14 protein-coding genes and 1 pseudogene are annotated in these 18,895 nt (G+C 66.8%); 13 read left to right on the forward strand and 2 right to left on the reverse strand.

Features of this window, described 5'->3' with window-relative positions; all coding sequences use genetic code 11:
* Nucleotides 1-226 precede the first annotated feature (226 nt).
* Genes aceE through lpdA form a run of 3 tightly spaced genes read left to right on the forward strand, consistent with a single transcriptional unit; the run spans nt 227 to nt 6,355 of the window.
* Nucleotides 227-2,932 carry a pyruvate dehydrogenase (acetyl-transferring), homodimeric type gene (gene aceE, locus LK409_RS05240; protein ID WP_010928049.1) on the forward strand — a complete coding sequence of 902 codons (2,706 nt, stop codon included), beginning with the start codon at nt 227-229 and terminating at the stop codon, nt 2,930-2,932.
* Between the two features lie 12 nt (nt 2,933-2,944).
* Nucleotides 2,945-4,567 (forward strand): dihydrolipoyllysine-residue acetyltransferase, encoded by a 1,623-nt coding sequence (gene aceF, locus LK409_RS05245; protein WP_010928050.1) that lies wholly within the window; start codon nt 2,945-2,947, stop codon nt 4,565-4,567.
* A gap of 12 nt (nt 4,568-4,579) precedes the next feature.
* The gene (lpdA, locus tag LK409_RS05250; RefSeq protein ID WP_010928051.1) at nt 4,580-6,355 is read left to right on the forward strand and encodes a dihydrolipoyl dehydrogenase; all 1,776 of its coding nucleotides are present in this window, start codon (nt 4,580-4,582) and stop codon (nt 6,353-6,355) included.
* Between the two features lie 222 nt (nt 6,356-6,577).
* Here the strand turns inward: lpdA and LK409_RS05255 are convergent, their stop codons facing one another.
* Together LK409_RS05255 and LK409_RS05260 are read right to left on the reverse strand one after the other, a co-directional pair.
* Nucleotides 6,578-7,756, reverse strand: coding sequence for a flagellin FliC (locus LK409_RS05255; protein ID WP_010928052.1), 1,179 nt, complete (start codon nt 7,754-7,756; stop codon nt 6,578-6,580).
* A 386-nt stretch (nt 7,757-8,142) separates the two neighbouring features.
* A pseudogene (locus LK409_RS05260) lies at nt 8,143-8,882 on the reverse strand (RNA polymerase sigma factor FliA).
* A 435-nt stretch (nt 8,883-9,317) separates the two neighbouring features.
* On the opposite strand from LK409_RS05260, the gene flhD reads away from it, so the two are divergent.
* From flhD to LK409_RS05310, 10 genes are all read left to right on the forward strand, one after another.
* The gene (flhD, locus tag LK409_RS05265) at nt 9,318-9,641 is read left to right on the forward strand and encodes a flagellar transcriptional regulator FlhD (RefSeq protein ID WP_003811931.1); all 324 of its coding nucleotides are present in this window, start codon (nt 9,318-9,320) and stop codon (nt 9,639-9,641) included.
* A gap of 34 nt (nt 9,642-9,675) precedes the next feature.
* Entirely contained in the window at nt 9,676-10,236 is a 561-nt protein-coding gene (gene flhC, locus LK409_RS05270; protein ID WP_003811929.1) for a flagellar transcriptional regulator FlhC, read from the forward strand.
* 120 nt (nt 10,237-10,356) lie between these two features.
* Nucleotides 10,357-11,232: a flagellar motor stator protein MotA gene (gene motA, locus LK409_RS05275; protein ID WP_003811927.1), complete on the forward strand. Its 876-nt coding sequence runs from the start codon at nt 10,357-10,359 to the stop codon at nt 11,230-11,232.
* Nucleotides 11,233-11,244: 12 nt separating this feature from the next.
* Complete coding sequence (gene motB / locus LK409_RS05280) at nt 11,245-12,192, forward strand: flagellar motor protein MotB (RefSeq protein ID WP_003817154.1); 948 nt, start codon at nt 11,245-11,247, stop codon at nt 12,190-12,192.
* A 14-nt stretch (nt 12,193-12,206) separates the two neighbouring features.
* Nucleotides 12,207-12,587 (forward strand): response regulator, encoded by a 381-nt coding sequence (locus LK409_RS05285; RefSeq protein WP_003811922.1) that lies wholly within the window; start codon nt 12,207-12,209, stop codon nt 12,585-12,587.
* A 26-nt stretch (nt 12,588-12,613) separates the two neighbouring features.
* Complete coding sequence (gene cheA / locus LK409_RS05290; RefSeq protein ID WP_010928053.1) at nt 12,614-14,671, forward strand: chemotaxis protein CheA; 2,058 nt, start codon at nt 12,614-12,616, stop codon at nt 14,669-14,671.
* Between the two features lie 14 nt (nt 14,672-14,685).
* Nucleotides 14,686-15,186, forward strand: a complete 501-nt coding sequence (cheW, locus tag LK409_RS05295) for a chemotaxis protein CheW (RefSeq protein ID WP_003811919.1) — start codon at nt 14,686-14,688, stop codon at nt 15,184-15,186.
* A gap of 73 nt (nt 15,187-15,259) precedes the next feature.
* Complete coding sequence (locus LK409_RS05300; protein WP_010928055.1) at nt 15,260-16,966, forward strand: methyl-accepting chemotaxis protein; 1,707 nt, start codon at nt 15,260-15,262, stop codon at nt 16,964-16,966.
* 8 nt (nt 16,967-16,974) lie between these two features.
* On the forward strand, nt 16,975-17,835 hold the full coding sequence (locus LK409_RS05305) for a CheR family methyltransferase (RefSeq protein WP_003811915.1): 861 nt from the start codon (nt 16,975-16,977) through the stop codon (nt 17,833-17,835).
* Nucleotides 17,832-18,884, forward strand: a complete 1,053-nt coding sequence (locus LK409_RS05310) for a protein-glutamate methylesterase/protein-glutamine glutaminase (RefSeq protein WP_010928056.1) — start codon at nt 17,832-17,834, stop codon at nt 18,882-18,884. The genes LK409_RS05305 and LK409_RS05310 overlap by 4 nt, the downstream gene beginning before the upstream one ends.
* The last annotated feature ends 11 nt before the right edge of the window (nt 18,885-18,895 follow it).

Raw genomic sequence — 18,895 nt, forward strand, 5'->3', positions numbered from 1 at the left:
ATTTCCGCAATAACTGTCGCTACAGCGGATTTTGTATTATGAAATTCCGTACCGCAACATGAAAATTTCCTTGCGACGGGTTAATCTTGCTACTTAGAATGCCGGCTTCGGCACAATGCAGCCGTCCGCAACCCACGCGTAACATGGTATCCGGCATCCGGCAACCCTTGCGCCCCGCACACTGATAAGCCGGGAAGCGGCCAGAAACCCCAACAGGAGACACACGATGTCCTCTTTCGCCCAGGCTGGCGCCCTAGCGGCCGCCAATGACGAAGACACCCTCGAGACACAGGAATGGCTGGAAGCATTGGCCGCCGTCCTCGACCGTGAAGGACCGCAGCGCGCGCACTACCTGCTGGAGCGTCTGATCGACGAGGCGCGCCGTTCCGGCGCCCATATCCCGTTCTCGCCGAACACCGCCTACGTGAACACGATTCCGCCGGGGCTGGAGCCTGCCCATCCCGGCAACCTGGAGCTGGAAGCCCGCATCCGCTCGTACGTGCGCTGGAACGCCATGGCGATGGTGGTGCGCGCCAACAAGCACAACCCGCCCGACGGCGGCGACCTGGGCGGCCATATCGCCTCGTTCGCCTCGCTGGCCACCATGATCGGCTGCGGCCAGAACCATTTCTGGCATGGCGAGACCGAAGAGCACGGCGGCGACCTGGTGTACTTCCAGGGCCATACCTCGCCGGGCATGTACGGCCGCGCGTACCTGGAAGGCCGCCTGACCGAGGACCAGCTCAACCATTTCCGCCGGGAAGTCGACGGCAAGGGCCTGTCTTCCTATCCGCACCCCAAGCTGATGCCGGATTTCTGGCAGTTCCCCACGGTGTCGATGGGCCTGGGCCCGCTGATGGCCATCTACCAGGCCCGTTTCCTGAAGTACCTGCATGCCCGCGGCATCGCCGACACCAGCAACCGCAAGGTGTGGGTGTTCTGCGGCGACGGCGAGATGGACGAGCCCGAATCGCTGGGCGCCATCGCCCTGGCCGCGCGCGAGAAGCTGGACAACCTGATTTTCGTCATCAACTGCAACCTGCAGCGCCTGGACGGCCCGGTGCGCGGCAACGGCAAGATCATCCAGGAGCTGGAAGGCGACTTCCGCGGCTCGGGCTGGAACGTCATCAAGCTGATCTGGGGCGGCTACTGGGATCCGCTGCTGGCGCACGACAAGGAAGGCATCCTGCGCCGCATCATGGAAGAGGCCGTCGACGGCGAATACCAGGCGTACAAGGCCAACGACGGCAAGTACGTGCGCGAGCACTTCTTCGGCAAGCATCCCAAGCTGCTGGAGATGGTCGCGCGCATGAGCGACGAGGACATCTGGCGCCTGAACCGCGGCGGCCATGACCCCCACAAGGTCTATGCGGCGTTCGACGCGGCCAGCAAGCACGCCGGCCAGCCCACCGTGATCCTGGCCAAGACCATCAAGGGCTACGGCATGGGCCACGTCGGCCAGGCCAAGAACCCCACCCACCAGCAGAAGAAGCTGGAGCTCGACTCGATCCGCGAGTTCCGCGACCGCTTCGGCATCCCGATTCCCGACGACAAGCTGGAAGAGCTGCCGTACTACAAGCCGGCCGAAGATTCGCCCGAAATGCAGTACCTGCACGAGCGCCGCAAGGCGCTGGGCGGCTACCTGCCCAAGCGCCGCGCCAAGGCCGACGAGCAACTGAAGGCGCCGGCCCTGGACGCCTTCAAGGCCGTGCTCGAGCCCACCGCGGAAGGGCGCGAGATCTCCACCACCCAGGCTTTCGTGCGGGTGCTCAACCAGATCCTGCGCGACAAGGACCTCGGTCCGCGCGTGGTGCCCATCCTGGCCGACGAGTCGCGCACCTTCGGCATGGAAGGGCTGTTCCGCCAGATCGGCATCTATGCGCCCGAAGGCCAGAAGTACACCCCGGTCGACAAGGACCAGGTCATGTACTACAAGGAGTCGGCCGACGGCCAGCTGCTGCAGGAGGGCATCAACGAAGCGGGCGCGATGAGCTCGTGGATGGCGGCGGCCACGTCGTACTCCACCAACAACCGCATCATGGTGCCGTTCTACATCTATTACTCGATGTTCGGGTTCCAGCGCGTGGGCGACCTGGCCTGGGCGGCCGGCGACATGCAGGCGCGCGGCTTCCTGCTGGGCGGCACCGCCGGGCGCACCACGCTCAACGGCGAGGGCCTGCAGCACGAGGACGGCCACAGCCACCTGCTGGCCTCGACCATCCCGAACTGCGTCTCGTACGACCCGACGTTCGCCCATGAGCTGGCCGTCATCATCCAGCATGGCCTCAAGCGCATGGTGGAGGACCAGGAGAACGTCTACTACTACCTGACCGTGATGAACGAGAACTACCCGCAGCCGGGCCTGACCGCCGGCGACGAGGAAGGCATCATCCGCGGCATGTACAAGCTGAAGTCGCACGGCAAGGGCAAGCAGCGCGTGCAGCTGATGGGTTCGGGCACCATCCTGCGCGAAGTGATGGCGGCCCAGGAACTGCTGGAAGCCGACTGGGGCGTGGCGTCCGATATCTGGAGCGTGACCAGCCTCACCGAGCTGCGCCGCGACGGCCTGGACGCCGAGCGCCACAACCTGCTGCATCCGGAAGGCAAGCAGCAGGTGCCGTACGTGACCACGCAGCTGGCCAAGAGCGAAGGCCCGATCATCGCCTCGACGGACTACATGAAGTTGTTCGCCGACCAGATCCGCCCGTTCGTGCCCAAGGACCGTACCTACAAGGTGCTGGGAACCGACGGTTTTGGCCGCTCGGACTTCCGTTACAAGCTGCGCGAGCATTTCGAGGTCGACCGCCACTTCGTGGTGCTGGCCTCGCTGCGCGCGCTGGCCGACGAGGGCAAGATTCCGGCCGCCAAGGTCGCCGAAGCCATCAAGAAGTACGGCATCAACCCGAACAAAGCCAACCCGCATCACGCCTGAGGGTAAACAGACATGAGCAATATCGTGGAAATCAAGGTACCGGACATCGGTGACTTCAAGGAGGTGGAAGTCATCGAGGTGCTGGTATCGGCGGGCGACACGATCAAGGCCGAGCAAAGCCTGATCACGGTGGAGTCCGACAAGGCATCGATGGAGATTCCGGCCTCGGCCGCGGGCGTGGTGAAGTCGGTCAAGGTCAAGGTGGGCGACAAGATCGCCGAGGGCACGGTCATCCTGGAAGTGGAGGCGGCCGGCGAGGCCGCCGCCGCGCCCAAGGCCGAGCAGGCCCCCGAGGCCGCCGAGGCGCCCAAGGCCGACGCCGCGAAGGCCGAGGCGCCGGCCGCCGCCGGCCCGATCGAAGTCAAGGTGCCCGATATCGGCGACTTCAAGGAAGTCGAGGTCATCGAGGTGCTGGTCGCCGAGGGCGACACCATCAAGGCCGAGCAAAGCCTGATCACGGTGGAGTCCGACAAGGCCTCGATGGAAATCCCGGCCTCGGCGGGCGGCGTGGTGCAGTCGCTCAAGGTCAAGGTAGGCGACAAGGTCGCGATGGGCACGGTCATCGCCGTGGTGCAGGGCCAGGGCGCAGCCGCCCCGGCCGCCAAGGCCGAGGCGCCGGCGGCAGCCGAGCCTGCCGCGTCGGCTTCGGCTTCGGCTCCGGCCCCGGCGCAGCGGCCCGCCCCGGCCGCCGCGCTGCAGGACGAAGACCTCAAGCCCGGCCAATTGCCGCATGCCTCGCCGTCGGTGCGCAAGTTCGCGCGCGAGCTGGGCGTGAACCTGAGCCGCGTCACCGGCTCGGCCGCGAAGGGCCGCATCACGGCCGATGACGTGCGCGCCTACGTGAAGCAGGCGCTGTCGGCCGGCGCGCCGGCTGGCGCCTCGGGCGGCGGCGATGGCGCCGCGCTGGGGCTGCTGCCGTGGCCCAAGATCGATTTCACCAAGTTCGGCCCCATCGAAGCCAAGCCGCTGTCGCGCATCAAGAAGATCTCGGGCGCCAACCTGCACCGCAACTGGGTCATGATCCCGCACGTCACCAACAACGACGAAGCGGACATCACCGACCTGGAGGCGCTGCGCGTGGCGCTGAACAAGGAAAACGAAAAATCGGGCGTCAAGGTCACCATGCTGGCCTTCCTGATCAAGGCGGTGGTCGCGGCGCTGAAGAAGTTCCCCGAGTTCAACGCCTCGCTGGATGGCGACAACCTGGTGCTCAAGCAGTACTACCACATCGGCTTCGCCGCCGACACGCCCAACGGGCTGGTGGTGCCGGTGGTGCGCGACGCCGACAAGAAGGGCATCCTGGAGCTGGCCCGCGAAACCTCCGAGCTGGCCAGGAAGGCCCGCGAAGGCAAGGTCTCGCCCGCCGAGATGCAGGGAGGCTGCTTCTCGATCTCGTCGCTGGGCGGCATCGGCGGCACGCATTTCACGCCCATCATCAACGCGCCCGAAGTGGCCATCCTGGGCGTGTCGCGCTCGGCCCACAAGCCGGTATGGGACGGCAAGCAGTTCGTGCCGCGCCTGACCCTGCCGCTGTCGCTGTCCTATGACCACCGTGTCATCGACGGCGCCTCGGCGGCGCGCTTCAACGCCTATCTCGGCCAGCTGCTGGCCGACTTCCGCCGCATCGCGCTGTAACGGGGGCAATCGATGAGCAATATCGTGGAAATCAAGGTGCCCGACATCGGTGACTTCAAGGAAGTCGAAGTCATCGAGGTGCTGGTCGCCGCCGGCGACACCATCAAGGCCGAGCAAAGCCTGATCACGGTCGAGTCGGACAAGGCGTCGATGGAAATCCCGGCCTCGTCGGCGGGCGTGGTGAAATCGGTCAAGGTCAAGGTGGGCGACAAGGTCGCCGAGGGCACGGTCATCCTGGACGTGGAGGCGGCCGGCGAGGCCGCCGCCGCGCCCAAGGCCGAGGCCCCCAAGGCCGAGGCGCCGAAGGCGGATGCACCGAAGGCGCCGGCCGCCAAGGCGAGCGCGCCGGCCGCGGCCGCCTACAGCGGCTCGGCCGACCTCGAATGCGACATGCTGGTGCTGGGCGCGGGCCCCGGCGGCTATTCGGCCGCCTTCCGCGCCGCCGACCTGGGCATGGACACCGTGATGGTCGAGCGCTACGCCACCCTGGGCGGCGTGTGCCTGAACGTGGGCTGCATTCCCTCCAAGGCGCTGCTGCACAACGCCGCGGTGATCGACGAAGCGCGCGCGCTGGCCGCCCATGGCATCAGCTTCGGCGAGCCCAAGGTCGACCTGGACAAGCTGCGCGGCTACAAGGACGGCGTGGTCGCCAAGCTGACCGGCGGCCTGGCCGGCATGGCCCGCGCGTGCAAGGTGCGCGTGGCCACCGGCACGGGCGAGTTCGCCGACCCGCACCACCTCACGGTGACCGACGGCGAAGGCAAGAAGCAGACCATCCGCTTCAAGCAGGCCATCATCGCCGCCGGCAGCCAGTCGGTGAAACTGCCGTTCCTGCCCGACGACGAACGCATCGTGGACTCCACCGGCGCGCTGCAGCTGCGCGCCATCCCCAAGAAGATGCTGATCATCGGCGGCGGCATCATCGGCCTGGAAATGGGCACGGTGTACTCCACCCTGGGCGCGCGCCTGGACGTGGTGGAAATGCTCGACGGCCTGATGCAGGGCGCCGACCGCGACCTGGTCAAGGTGTGGCAGAAGATGAACGCGCCGCGCTTCGACAACATCATGCTCAAGACCAAGACGGTAGGCGCCGAGGCCCGCAAGGACGGCATCTACGTCAGCTTCGAGGGCGAGGGCGCGCCCAAGGAGCCGCAGCGCTACGACCTGGTGCTGCAGGCCGTGGGCCGCAGCCCCAACGGCAAGAAGATCGGCGCCGAGCGCGCCGGCGTGGCCGTCACCGAGCGCGGCTTCATCGAGGTGGACCGCCAGATGCGCACCAACGTGCCGCACATCTACGCCATCGGCGACGTGGTCGGCCAGCCCATGCTGGCGCACAAGGCCGTGCACGAAGGCCACGTGGCGGCCGAGGCGGCCCATGGCGAGAAGTCGTTCTTCGACGCGCGCGTCATCCCGTCGGTGGCCTACACCGATCCGGAAGTGGCCTGGGTGGGCCTGACCGAGGACGAGGCGAAGAAGCAGGGCGTCAAGGTCGAGAAGGGCCTGTTCCCGTGGGCGGCCTCCGGCCGCGCCATCGCCAACGGCCGCGACGAGGGCTTCACCAAGCTGCTGTTCGACGCCGAGACCCACCGCATCGTCGGCGGCGGCATCGTCGGCACGCACGCGGGCGATCTCATCAGCGAAATCGCCCTGGCCATCGAAATGGGCGCGGACATGGTCGACATCGGCAAGACCATCCACCCACACCCGACCCTGGGCGAATCGGTCGGCATGGCCGCCGAAGTCGCCGAAGGCGTATGCACCGACCTGCCGCCGATGCGCAAGAAGTAAGGCGCGCGGCATGGCAGCACAAGGGCCCCTCGCGGGGCCCTTGTGCGTTGGCGCGGCGCATTGGCCAACGGAAGAGGGCGGGGCGTGGGCAGGCGCCTGTCCCCGCGGGGACAGGCGCTCTTGCGCGCGCCGGACGCAAAAACGCCCGGCGCGGTGAGGCGGCCGGGCGTACGTACTGCCATGGCCCCGGGCGGGTTGTGCCCGCCCGGGGTGTGCCGATGCTTAGCGCAGCAGCGACAGGACGTTTTGCGGGACTTGGTTGGCCTGGGCCAGGACCGAGGTGCCAGCCTGTTGCAGGATCTGGTTCTTGGTCATGTTCGACACTTCGGTCGCGTAGTCCGAATCTTCGATGCGCGAACGGGCGGCCGACAGGTTCGTGATCGTGTTGTTCAGGTTGGCAACGGTCGATTCGAAACGGTTCTGGATCGCGCCCAGCGAGCTGCGCTGTTCGTCCACGGCCTTCATGGCGTCGTCCAGCTTGGACAGCGCGTCGGCGGCGCCGCCGGACACGGTGACGTTGGCGCCGGCAGCGACGTCGTTGGTACCGACGGCGGCTTCCGCAGCCTGCGAGGCGACGGCACCCAGCTGGTCGCCCAGGGCGGCCTTGCCGTCCTTGTCGAAGGTCAGGGCGTACGAGGTCATCGTGCCGGCATTGTCGACCACGACCGCGTATTGCGGGTTGGCGGTATCGCCGTACGAGACGACGCTGCCGTCGCCTACGGCGGCGCCAGCGGCCTGTTCAGCGGCCGCCACGGCGGCGTCGAAGGTCACGGTGTCGGAAGAAGCGATGGTGGTCGTGACGGCCGACAGCACGTCAAAGCCCAGCGCGTTGACGGTGCGAGCCTCGCCGTTGACCGTGCCGCCCGGGACGGTGCCCACGGCGTCATACAGGTTCCAGTTCGAGTTGCGATCGATCTTGATATCGATCGTTTCGTTGTCCTTGGCGCCGACCTGGATCGACAGGGTCATGTCGGTGGCGTTGGACTTCAGGACCTTGATGCCGTTGAAGTCGGTCTGCTCGGCGATGCGGTTGATTTCTTCCAGGCGCTGGTTGACTTCCTGCTGGATCGAGTCGATGTCCGAAGCCGAGTTCGTGCCGTTGGAGGCCTGAACCGTCAGTTCGCGGATGCGCTGCAGGTTGTTGTTGATTTCGTTCAGCGCGCCTTCGGTCGTCTGGGCGATCGAGATGCCGTCGTTGGCGTTGCGGGCAGCCTGGGTCAGGCCCTTGACGTTGGCGGTGAAGCGGTTGGCGATGGCCTGGCCGGCCGCGTCGTCCTTGGCGCTGTTGATGCGCAGACCCGACGACAGGCGCTCGATGGCGCTACCCAGGGCCGATTGGGACTTGTTCAGGTTGTTCTGGGCAACCAGCGACAAGTAGTTGGTATTGATGACTGCAGCCATGTTGAGGCTCCCAAGAGAGAAAGGCTTCTTCAAACCGGGCAGCTAGGCCGCCCATCTGTAACATCGGACTCTCGCTTGCACAGCGCCGCGATTTCCTTTGTTGCCTGGATTACGGCAGGTTTGCGACGGACTTAAGCAAAAAAAGTGAAGTTCGGAAATGTGCGGGGGAATCTGGCGGCAAAGGGCATGTTCCTGCGGGGACAGACACCCGTGCGGCGCGGACGGGATGCGGCAGGCGCCAGTCCCCCTGCGGGGACAGGCGCCCGTGCGGCGGGGGAGATGGGGCAGGTGCCTGTCCCCGCAGGGGGACTGGCACCGTTGGCGCAGCGCTCGGAAAGCAGGGGCGGGCACCGGGCAGGCAGGCGCCGCGCGGCCATGGCATGCGCCTATACCACCTGCGCCAGGTGATGGGCGGTGGGCAGGCGGGCCCAGGCTTGCTCCTTGAGGCGGGCGCGGATGCGGGCGGTGGGGCCTGGGCGCGCAGTTGGCACACGCGCGCCTCGGTGACGTTGAGCACGGCGCCGATTTCCTTGAGGTTCAGGCCTTGTTCGTAGCACAGCGACAGCAGCAGCTTCTCGCGTTCGGGCAGGCCGTCGATGGCGTCGATGAGGGCGCGGCGCAGGTCGCCGGCGAGCAGGGCGTCGAGCGGATCGGCATGTTCGGCGCTGCTTTCAGCCCACGGGCTGTCGCTGTCGCCGTCGGTATTGAAGTCTTCGTAGTGCAGGATCTGCACGCCTTGCGCATCGGCCAGCATGCCCTGGTACTCGGCCAGCGGCACGCCCAGCTCCTCGGCGATCTCGCCTTCGCTGGGGGCGCGCATCAATTCCTGTTCCTTGCGCTGGATGGCGGTTTCGATGCGGCGGCTCTTGCTGCGCACGCTGCGCGGCAGCCAGTCCTGGCTGCGCAGCTCGTCGAGCATGGCGCCGCGGATGCGCGCGGTGGCATAGGTCTCGAACTGCGCGTCAGGGCTTTCCTGGTAGCGCCGCACGGCGTCGAGCAGGCCGATCATGCCGGCCTGCACCAGGTCGTCCAGCTGCACGCTGGAGGGCAGGCGCGCCAGGAGCTGTAGCGCCAGTTTGCGCACCAGCGGGGCATATTGGACCAGGCTGTCTTCGGGGTTGGGCATTCAGGTTCTGTCTGCGGATGTCTCGCGCGAACAAAGCTGCGAACAGGTGGGGTGTTGCTGGGCGGCGACAGTGGCCTGGCGGTCAGGCCGCTGGGCGCGGACCGGTTCGACCCTGTCGTTTCAAGGGGAGATTGTCGGCAAATAGCCGCTTTTCATTCGGAGAAGAACGCAACTTTTTGCACGTTTATTTACGAAATTGCCGACATCGAAATGCAAATTATGTAACTCGGCGGTAACTTTACTGGAGATAATCTGCAAAATATCAATGTTTTGTCATAAAAGTCATAGAAAATGACACTATCCATGGTAAATTGCATTCAAATTGCGATGAAATGATATATTTCGCATTAAGACGAAAGCAGGCTGGCGCGGGGTTCTCGGGGCGCGCCGCCTGGAGTTCAGCCCCCCGGCTTGCCTAAGTCTCAGGAGTCATGTGTGAAAACAGCCGATAGTTCCTTGCTCGCGGATATTCGGGAAGTCAATCTTTCGTATCTGTTGCTGGCCCAGCGCATGCTGCGCGACGACTATGCCGCGTCGATGTTCCGCCTGGGTTTCAGCAATGAAGTGGCCGATATCCTGATGCGGCTATCGCCGGCCCAGCTGGTGAAGCTGGCCAGCTCCAGCTCGCTGCTGTGCCGATTTCGCTTCGACGATTACAGCCTCCTGTCGGCCCTGACCCAGGACGTGCTGGGCGGCGCCCTGCAACAGGCGCACGCCACCATCCTGCTGGCGCGCCAGCCTGTCGAAGAGCTGGCCTGAGCGCCGGCTGGATAGATAGGAACAAGAGGGCGCAATGGCCACCAAGAGTGTTTCGCAGGAAGCCGACGAGATCCTGCTTGCCAGTTCGATGATCACGCTGGGCGCGCGTCTGCAGGTGCTGCAGGCCGAGACCGGCCTCAGCCACGACCGGCTGGCGCGGCTGTACCGCGAGATTCGCGGCTGTTCGCCGCCCAAGGGCATGCTGCCGTTCTCGGTGGACTGGTTCATGACCTGGCTGCCGAACATCCATTCGTCGCTGTTCTACAACGTGTATACGTTCCTGAACCAGCGCACCTCGAGCCAGGGCATCCGGGCAGTGATCGACGCATACCGCCTGTACCTGGAGCACGCGCCGGCCGATGCCGCCGAGCCGGTGCTCAGCTTCACGCGGGCCTGGATGCTGGTGCGGTTCTTCGACGGCGGCATGCTGCAGCTGTCGGGCTGCCGCCAGTGCGGCGGGCATTTCATCGCCCACGCGCACGATCCGCAGACCGATTTCGTCTGCGCCATTTGCCGCCCGCCGCCCCGGGCCGGCAAGACGCGCGCGGCGGCCCGCGCGCGCGCCGGGCAGCTCGCCGCGCCGGCGCGGCCGTGAGCGCGCCAGCTTCCAAATAGGCCAAAAGCACCAGAAAACCCCCCATAACCCGCGTTTTTGCCCGACGGGTCAGGGGGGATCATTGGCGTCGGTTCTAGACTTCGTTGGCAGAGGCCTGATGTGTTGATTGTTATCGGTTATGCAGTGGTCATCCTGGCGGTGGTCGGCAGTTTCATCGGCCTGGGCGGCCATCTGGGCGCGCTCTACCAGCCTTTCGAGCTGACGCTGATCGCCGGCGCGGCCGTGGGCGCCTTCATGGCGGGCAACAGCCGCAAGTCGCTCGGCCTGGTCGCCAAGGCGATCCCGGAGGCGTTTCGCAGCTCGCCCTACAGCAAGGACGTGTACATGGAGCTGATGGCGCTTCTGTACGTGCTGCTGAACAAGGCGCGCCGCGAAGGGCTGATGGCCATCGAATCGCACATCGAGGATCCGCTGTCCAGCCCGATCTTCAATGAGTATCCGCGCATCATGAAGGATGCCAAGCTGATGGAGTTCATCACGGACTACCTGCGCATCATGATCAGCGGCAACATGAGCTCGTTCGAGATCGAAACGCTGATGGACGAGGAGATCGAGACCTACCGGCACGAGCGCGAAGTGCCCACCCATGCGCTGCAGCAGGTGGCCGACGCCTTGCCGGCCTTCGGCATCGTGGCCGCCGTGCTGGGCGTGATCAAGGCGCTGGCGGCGGTGGACCAGCCGCCGGCGATCCTGGGCGACCTGATCTCCAAGGCCATGGTCGGCACCTTCCTGGGCGTGCTGCTGGCCTACGGTTTCGTGGCGCCGATGGCCGCCCGCATCGAACGGCGCACCTCTGAATCGGTCAAGGTGCTCGAATGCATCAAGGTGACGTTGCTGGCCAGCATGAACGGCTATCCGCCCCAACTGGCGGTGGAGTTCGGCCGCAAGGTGCTGTTCTCGGCGGTGCGCCCCTCGTTCGGCGAGCTGGAAGAGCATGTGCGCCAGGCCAAGAGCGCGGCCACCGGCCGCGCCTGACGGAGCCGCCGCATGAGCACGGTCAACAATCACCGTGTGGTGATCCGGCGCCGCAAGGTGCGCCGCGGCGGACACCACGGCGGCAGCTGGAAGATCGCCTACGCCGACTTCATCACGGCCATGATGGCGTTCTTCCTCGTCATGTGGCTGATCAGCATCGTGCCGCGCGAAGAACTCAAGGGCATCGCCGAGTATTTCCGCATGCCCCTGCGGGTGGCCCTGACCGGCGGCCCCAGCAGCTCGGCCGAGACCAGCGCGATCCCCGGCGGCGGGCAGGACCCGCTGCGCAGCCAGGGCGACGTGCGGCGCGCCGAGGGCAACCGGGTCGAGGCCCAGCCCATGGGCGACGCCGAGCGGCGCGACCGCCATCGCCTGGAACGCCTGAAGGTCCGCCTGGAGAACCTGATCGAGGAAAGCCCGGTCCTGAAGAATTTCCGGCCGCAGCTGCTGATCGACATGACGACCGAGGGCTTGCGCATCCAGATCGTCGACAACCAGAACCGCCCCATGTTCGCCACCGGCAGCGCCGACGTGCAGCCGTACATGCGCGACATCCTGCGCGAGCTGGGGCCGGTGCTCAACGACCTGCCCAACAAGATCAGCATCGCCGGCCATACCGACGCGTCGCAGTACGCGCGCGGCGAGCGCGCCTACAGCAATTGGGAGCTGTCGGCCGACCGCGCCAACGCGTCGCGCCAGGAGCTGGTGGCCGGCGGCATGCACGAGGGCAAGGTGTTGCGCATCCAGGGCCTGGCCTCGAGCATGAGCCTGGTTAAAGATGACCCGTTTGCTGCCGTTAACAGACGTATCAGTCTGGTGGTGCTCAATGCATCGACCCAGCGGCGCATCGAGAACGAGAACGCCGCGGCGGCCGATGTCAACGCGCGCGACGCGCAGGGCGTCGGCGCGGCGCTGGCCGGCCAGTTGGCGGCCAGCGGCTCGGACGGGGGCGCCAGGTAGCGATAGGGAGAGGCATGACGGCAAGAATTCTGGTGGCGGACGATTCGGCGACGATGCGCATGATCGTGCAGGCCGCGTTGACGGGGGCGGGTTGGCAGGTCGTGACCGCCAGCGATGGCAAACAGGCGCTCGAACTGGCCCAGGCGCAGGCTGTCGACCTGGTCGTCAGTGACTGGAACATGCCCGTCATGGGCGGGCTGGACCTGATCCGGGGCCTGCGTGGGCAGGCCCGCTACCAGGATCTGCCCGTGCTGGTGCTGACCACCGAGGACGATGGCGATAGCAAGGCCGCCGCGCGCGATCTGGGCGTATGCGGCTGGCTCAACAAGCCGCTCGATCCGGATGTGCTGGTCGATCTGGCGGCGGAGCTGCTTGGCGTGGCGCCAGGCGCGTAGCGGTTTCTATAGGAAGCATACGGGTCATGAGTTCAGGTCTGGACCTCAGTCAGTTCTACGAAACATTCTTCGACGAAGCCGACGAGCTGCTCGCGCAGATGGAGCAGTTGCTGCTCGAGCTGGATGTGGGCGCGCCCGACATCGAGCAGCTCAACGCGATCTTCCGCGCCGCGCATTCCATCAAGGGCGGCGCGGCCACTTTCGGCTGCTTCCAGAAGCTGGCCGGAACCACGCATTTGCTTGAGAACCTGCTGGACGCGATCCGGCGCGGCGAGATGGGACTGCGCGCCGACATGGTGGACATTTTCCTGGAAACGAAAGACGTGCTCAAAAGCCAACTGGACGCCTACCGGGCCTCCGAAGAGCCCGAAGATGCCGTGTTCGAGCGCATTTGCGCCGTGTTGCGCCAGCTGGCGCTGGAAGGCGGACAGGCGCCGGCGGCCGCGGCGCCGGCGCCGGTAGCGGCTTCCGAACCCGGCCCGGAACCCGAACCCGCGCCCCAGCCCGCCGCGGCATCGACGGCGGCGGGCCTGCCGTTGCGGGTGCGTTTCAGCAAGGTCTCGGACAAGGATGCCCAGTCGCTGCTGGAGGAAATGGGCAACCTGGGCGACGTGCGCGCCAGCGAGCGCGCCGGCCAGACGCTGACGGTGTGGGTCGACACGACCTGCTCGCCGGACGATATCGAAGCGGTGTGCTGCTTCATCATCGACGCGGACCAACTGGAAATCGCCCGCGAGGCCGAGCCGGCCCACGCGTCGGCGCAGGCGGCCGTAGCGGCCGCGCCGGATGCCGCCGCCACGCCGGCGCCGGTTGCCGCTCCCGCCGCGGCCCAGGCCGCCGAGCCGGCGCGCGCCGCGCGCCCGAGCATCGCGCCCGCGCACGCCGACAAGGAATCGACCTCGATCCGCGTCGGCGTCGAGAAGGTCGACCAGGTGATCAACCTGGTCGGCGAGCTGGTGATCACGCAGGCGATGCTGGCGCAGACCGCCTCGACGCTCGATCCGGTGCTGCACGATCGCCTGCTCAATGGCATGGAGCAGCTCGAGCGCAATGCGCGCGACCTGCAGGAAGCGGTCATGTCCATCCGCATGATGCCGATGGACTACGTGTTCAGCCGCTTTCCGCGCCTGGTGCGCGATATCGCCGGCAAGATGGGCAAGCAGATCGAACTGCAGACCTATGGGCGGGCCACCGAGCTGGACAAGAGCCTGATCGAGCGCATCATCGACCCCTTGACGCACCTGGTGCGCAACAGCCTGGACCACGGCATCGAAACGCCGGACAAGCGCGTGGCGGCCGGCAAGGAGCCGGTGGGCCAACTGGTGCTCTCGGCGCAGCACAATGGCGGCAACATCGTCATCGAGGTCAGCGACGATGGCGGCGGCCTGAGCCGCGAGCGCATCCTCAGGAAGGCCGTGGCCCAGGGGCTGACGGTCAACGAGAACTCGCCCGACGACGAGATCTGGCAACTGATCTTCGCGCCCGGTTTCTCCACCGGCGACCAGGTCACGGACATCTCCGGGCGCGGCGTCGGCATGGACGTCGTGCGCCGCAACATCCAGGACATGGGCGGCCACGTGCAGCTCTCCAGCGTGCCGGGGCAGGGAACGACCACGCGCATCGTGCTGCCGCTGACGCTGGCCATCCTGGACGGCATGTCGGTGCGGGTGGGCGAGGAAACCTTCATCCTGCCGCTGAACCATGTGACGGAATCGCTGCAGCCGCAGGCCGACCAGATCTATTCGGTGGCCGGCAACGAGCGCGTGATGCAGGTGCGCGGCGAATACCTGCCGCTGGTGGAAATGCACCGGGTGTTTTCGGTGGGCCAGGCGCAGGCCGATCCCACCCAGGCGATCGCCGTCATCATGCAGGCCGAGGAGCGCCGCTTCGCGCTGCTGGTCGATCACCTCGTCGGCCAGCACCAGGTGGTGGTGAAGAATCTCGAATCGAATTATCGCAAGGTGCCTGGCATTTCGGCCGCCACCATCCTGGGCGACGGCAGCGTGGCGCTGATCGTGGACGTATTCGCGCTGGCGCGCGCCAACCGGGAAAAGTGGTCCCAGCCCGAAGCCATTCTGAATTGACGGAGAGACATATCATGGCAGCCAAACCGCACACCCAGGCCACGCGCGCGGAAGACGTGGGCAACGAGTTCCTGGTCTTCACGCTGGGCGAGGAAGAATACGGCATCGACATCCTGAAAGTGCAGGAAATCCGCGGCTACGACGCGGCCACGGTCACGCGCATCGCGAACGTGCCGTCCTTCATCAAGGGCGTGACCAACCTGCGCGGCATCATCGTGCCCATCGTGGACCTGCGCATCAAGTTCAACCTGGGCAGCGTCGAATACAACGAGCAGACCGTCGTCATCATCCTCAACCTGGACCGCCGCGTGGTCGGCATCGTGGTCGACGGGGTGTCGGACGTGCTGATGCTCAACGCGGCCCAGGTGCGTCCGGCGCCCGAGTTCGGCGCCACCCTGTCCACCGAGTACCTGACCGGCCTGGGCACGGTGGACGAACGCATGCTCATCCTGGTCGACATCGAGAAGCTGATGACCAGCGACGAGATGGCGCTGGTGGAGAAAGTGGCGTCCTGACGGCGGTCAGTCCGCGGGCGGCGCGCCGCCCGTCGTTTCGTTCAACGCTTGCAGTCAAGGAGTGGTTCCTGTCATGCGCAAGTTCCTCGCGAACCTGTCGATACGCGGCAGCCTGTTGGGCGTGCTGGCGTTCTTCTCTTTCATGCTGGTCGTCGGCGCCGCCCTGGGCGTGCTGTCGCTGCGGGTCAGCAACGACACGTTGCAGGGAGTCAAGCAGACCCAGGATGTCGCCGACGCGATGGATCGCGTCGTCAACAGCTACAAGGACGCGTTCAACGGCCTGGGCCGCGCCGCGGCGTCGCACTATGGCGCGATCGTGAGCGCGATCGGCCAGCCGGTGCAGGTCGAACAGGGCCTGGGCAGCGAGGCGGCGGGCTTGCTGCAGCGCGCCAAGGCTTCGCTCAACCGCGCCGAGACCGAATACGAGTACTACAAGGGCCTGGCTCGGCCGGCCAGCGCCGCCGACAGCCTGAAAGAAGTCGAGAACGCCTTCGAGGCGCTGGTCGGCCAGGGGCTCCATCCGCTGGCCGCCGCCTTGGAGAAGGGCGACATGGCCGGCTATCAGTCGCATGCGCAGAACGTCCTTGACGCGCTGGAAGGACGTTTCTCGGGCGCCATCGCCGCGTTCGACTTCTGGCGCGCCAGCGAGCTGCTCGACGCCCACGAAGTGGCTGAGACGCGCTATCGCTTCGTGCTGGCGGCCGTGGCCGCGGGCGGGGTGCTGGCCGCGCTGCTGGTGTTTTCGACCTATCTGTTCCTGCGCCGCCGCGTGCTGCAGCCTTTGCGCGAAGTAGGCCAGCATTTCGACAAGATCGCCGCGGGCGACCTGACCGCGCGGGTGGATGTGCGCAACAGCAACGAGATCGGCCAGCTGTTCGCCGGCCTCAAGCGCATGGAGGAAAGCCTGACGCGTACCGTCGCGGCGGTGCGCCGCGGGGTAGACGAGATCAACGTGGGTTCGCGCGAGATCTCGGCCGGCAACACGGACCTGTCCAGCCGCACCGAGGAGCAGGCGGCCTCGCTGGAGGAGACCGCGGCCTCGATGGAGCAGCTGGCCTCGACGGTCAAGCAGAATGCCGACAACGCGCGCCAGGCCAACCAGCTGGCGGGAGTCGCCTCGGACGTGGCCGAGCGTGGCGGTTCGGCGGTGTCGGAGGTGGTGGCGACGATGCAGGACATCTCGGCCAGCTCGCGCAAGATTTCCGAGATTGTGTCGGTGATCGACGGGATCGCGTTCCAGACCAACATCCTGGCGCTGAACGCGGCGGTGGAAGCGGCGCGCGCGGGCGAGCAGGGCAAGGGTTTCGCGGTGGTGGCGGGCGAAGTGCGCTCGCTGGCGCAGCGCAGCGCCCAGGCGGCCAAGGAGATCAAGGTGCTGATCGAGGACTCGGTCGGCAAGGTGGGCACGGGCTCGCAGCAGGTCGAGCGCGCCGGTGCGACGATGCAGGAGATCGTGGCCTCGGTCAAGCGGGTGACGGACATCATGGGCGAGATTTCGGCGGCCTCGGAAGAGCAGTCCAGCGGGATCGAGCAGGTCAACCGCGCGGTGTCGCAGATGGACGAGGTAACGCAGCAGAACGCGGCGCTGGTGGAAGAGGCGGCCGCGGCGGCCGGTTCGCTGCAGGAGCAGGCGCAGCGCCTGGCCGAGGCGGTCGCGGTGTTCAGGATCAATGCCGGCGAGGTGATCGAAGTGCCGGCGCACCAACTGGGATCGAGGCAGGCGCCGGGTGCGCGCGAGACGGCGCTGGCGCACGATGACGCGCTGGCGCTGGGGCACTGAGGTCAGGCGTGGCGACAGCAATGACGACGCCGGCTTTCAGCGCCGAGCGCCAGTTCGAGTTCCGCGACGCGGACTTCGCCCGGGTACGGCAGATGATCTACGCGCGCGCCGGCATTTCGCTGGGCGCGCACAAGCGCGAGATGGTGTACAGCCGCCTGGCGCGGCGCCTGCGCGCGCTGGGGCAGCAGGAGTTCCGCGTCTACCTGGACGGGCTGGAGAACGAGCCGGCCGCGCCCGAGTGGGAAGACTTCGTCAACGCCCTGACGACCAACCTGACCGCCTTCTTTCGCGAGTCGCATCACTTTCCCATTCTGGCCGATTTCGCGCGCCAGCGCGGCGGGCCGGTATCGGTGTGGTGCTGCGCCGCCTCGACCGGCGAGGAGCCGTACTCGATCGCCATGACGCTGGTCGAGAGCCTGGGCGCGCGCGCCCAGGCCAGCCAGCTGCTGGCCACCGATATCGACACCAACTGCCTGCAGCGCGCGCGCGCGGGCGTCTATCCGTACGAGCGGGTGGCCAAGCTGGACCCGGCGCGCCTGAAGCGCTTCTTCATGCGCGGACGCGGCGCCAATGAGGGGCAGGTCAAGGTGCGCGCGGAGCTGGCCGACATGGTGCGCTTCGAGACCTTGAACCTGCTGGCGCCGCACTGGCCGATCAACGAGAAGTTCGACGCGATCTTCTGCCGCAATGTCATGATTTACTTCGACAAGCCGACCCAGGCCAGGATCCTGCGGCGGTTCGTCCCCTTGCTCAAGCCGGGCGGGCTGCTGTTTGCCGGGCATTCCGAGAATTTCACCTATATCAGCCGCGACTTCCGCCTGCGCGGACAGACTGTCTATGAGCAGGCCAGCGGCGAGTTGCCAGTATGAAGAAGATCAAGGTCTTGTGCGTGGACGATTCCGCGCTGGTGCGCGGCCTGATGACCGAGATCATCAACAGCCATCCGGACATGGAGGTGGTCGCGACCGCGCCCGATCCGCTGGTGGCGCGCGAACTGATCAAGAAGCACAACCCGGACGTGCTGACGCTGGATGTGGAAATGCCGCGCATGGACGGCCTGGATTTCCTCGAGAAGCTGATGCGGCTGCGGCCCATGCCGGTGGTGATGGTGTCGTCGCTGACCGAGCGCGGCGGCGAGATCACGCTGCGGGCGCTGGAACTGGGCGCGATCGATTTCGTGACCAAGCCCAAGCTGGGGATCCGCGACGGACTGATCGAGTATTCCGAGGTGATCGCGGACAAGATCCGCGCCGCCTCGCGCGCGCGCCTGCGCGCGCCGGCGCCGGCCGGCCACGCGGCGCCGCTGCGCCTGCGCAGCCCGTTCGCCAGCTCCGAGAAGCTGGTGATCGTGGGCGCATCGACCGGCGGCACCGAAGCGATCCGCGAGGTGCTGCAGCCCCTGCCGGCCGACAGCCCGGCGATCCTCATCACCCAGCACATGCCGGCCGGCTTCACGCGCTCGTTCGCGCAGCGCCTGGACGCGCTGTGCGCGGTGACCGTGCGCGAAGCCAGCGACGGCGAGCGGGTGCTGCCTGGCCACGTGTACCTGGCGCCGGGCGGCGAGACGCATATGCGCCTGGGCCGCAGCGGCGCCAACTACGTGATCGGGCTGCAGGCCAGCGAGCCGGTCAACCGGCACCGCCCCTCGGTGGACGTGCTGTTCCATTCGGCCGCCGAGGCGGCCGGCGGCAATGCGATCGGGGTGATACTGACCGGCATGGGCAAGGATGGCGCGGCCGGCTTGCTGGCCATGAAACGCGCCGGCGCGCGGACCATGGCGCAGGACGAGGCCAGTTGCGTGGTCTTCGGCATGCCGCGCGAGGCCATCGCGCTGGGCGCGGCCGACGAGGTCATGCCGCTGGCCGACATCAGTGAGCGGATTCTGACGCGTCTGGGCGACCGCGGGCATCGCGTTTGACGCCCCGGTCC

The sequence above is a fragment of the Bordetella parapertussis genome (genome assembly GCF_020735925.1).
Taxonomy (GTDB): Bacteria; Pseudomonadota; Gammaproteobacteria; order Burkholderiales; family Burkholderiaceae_B; genus Bordetella; species Bordetella pertussis.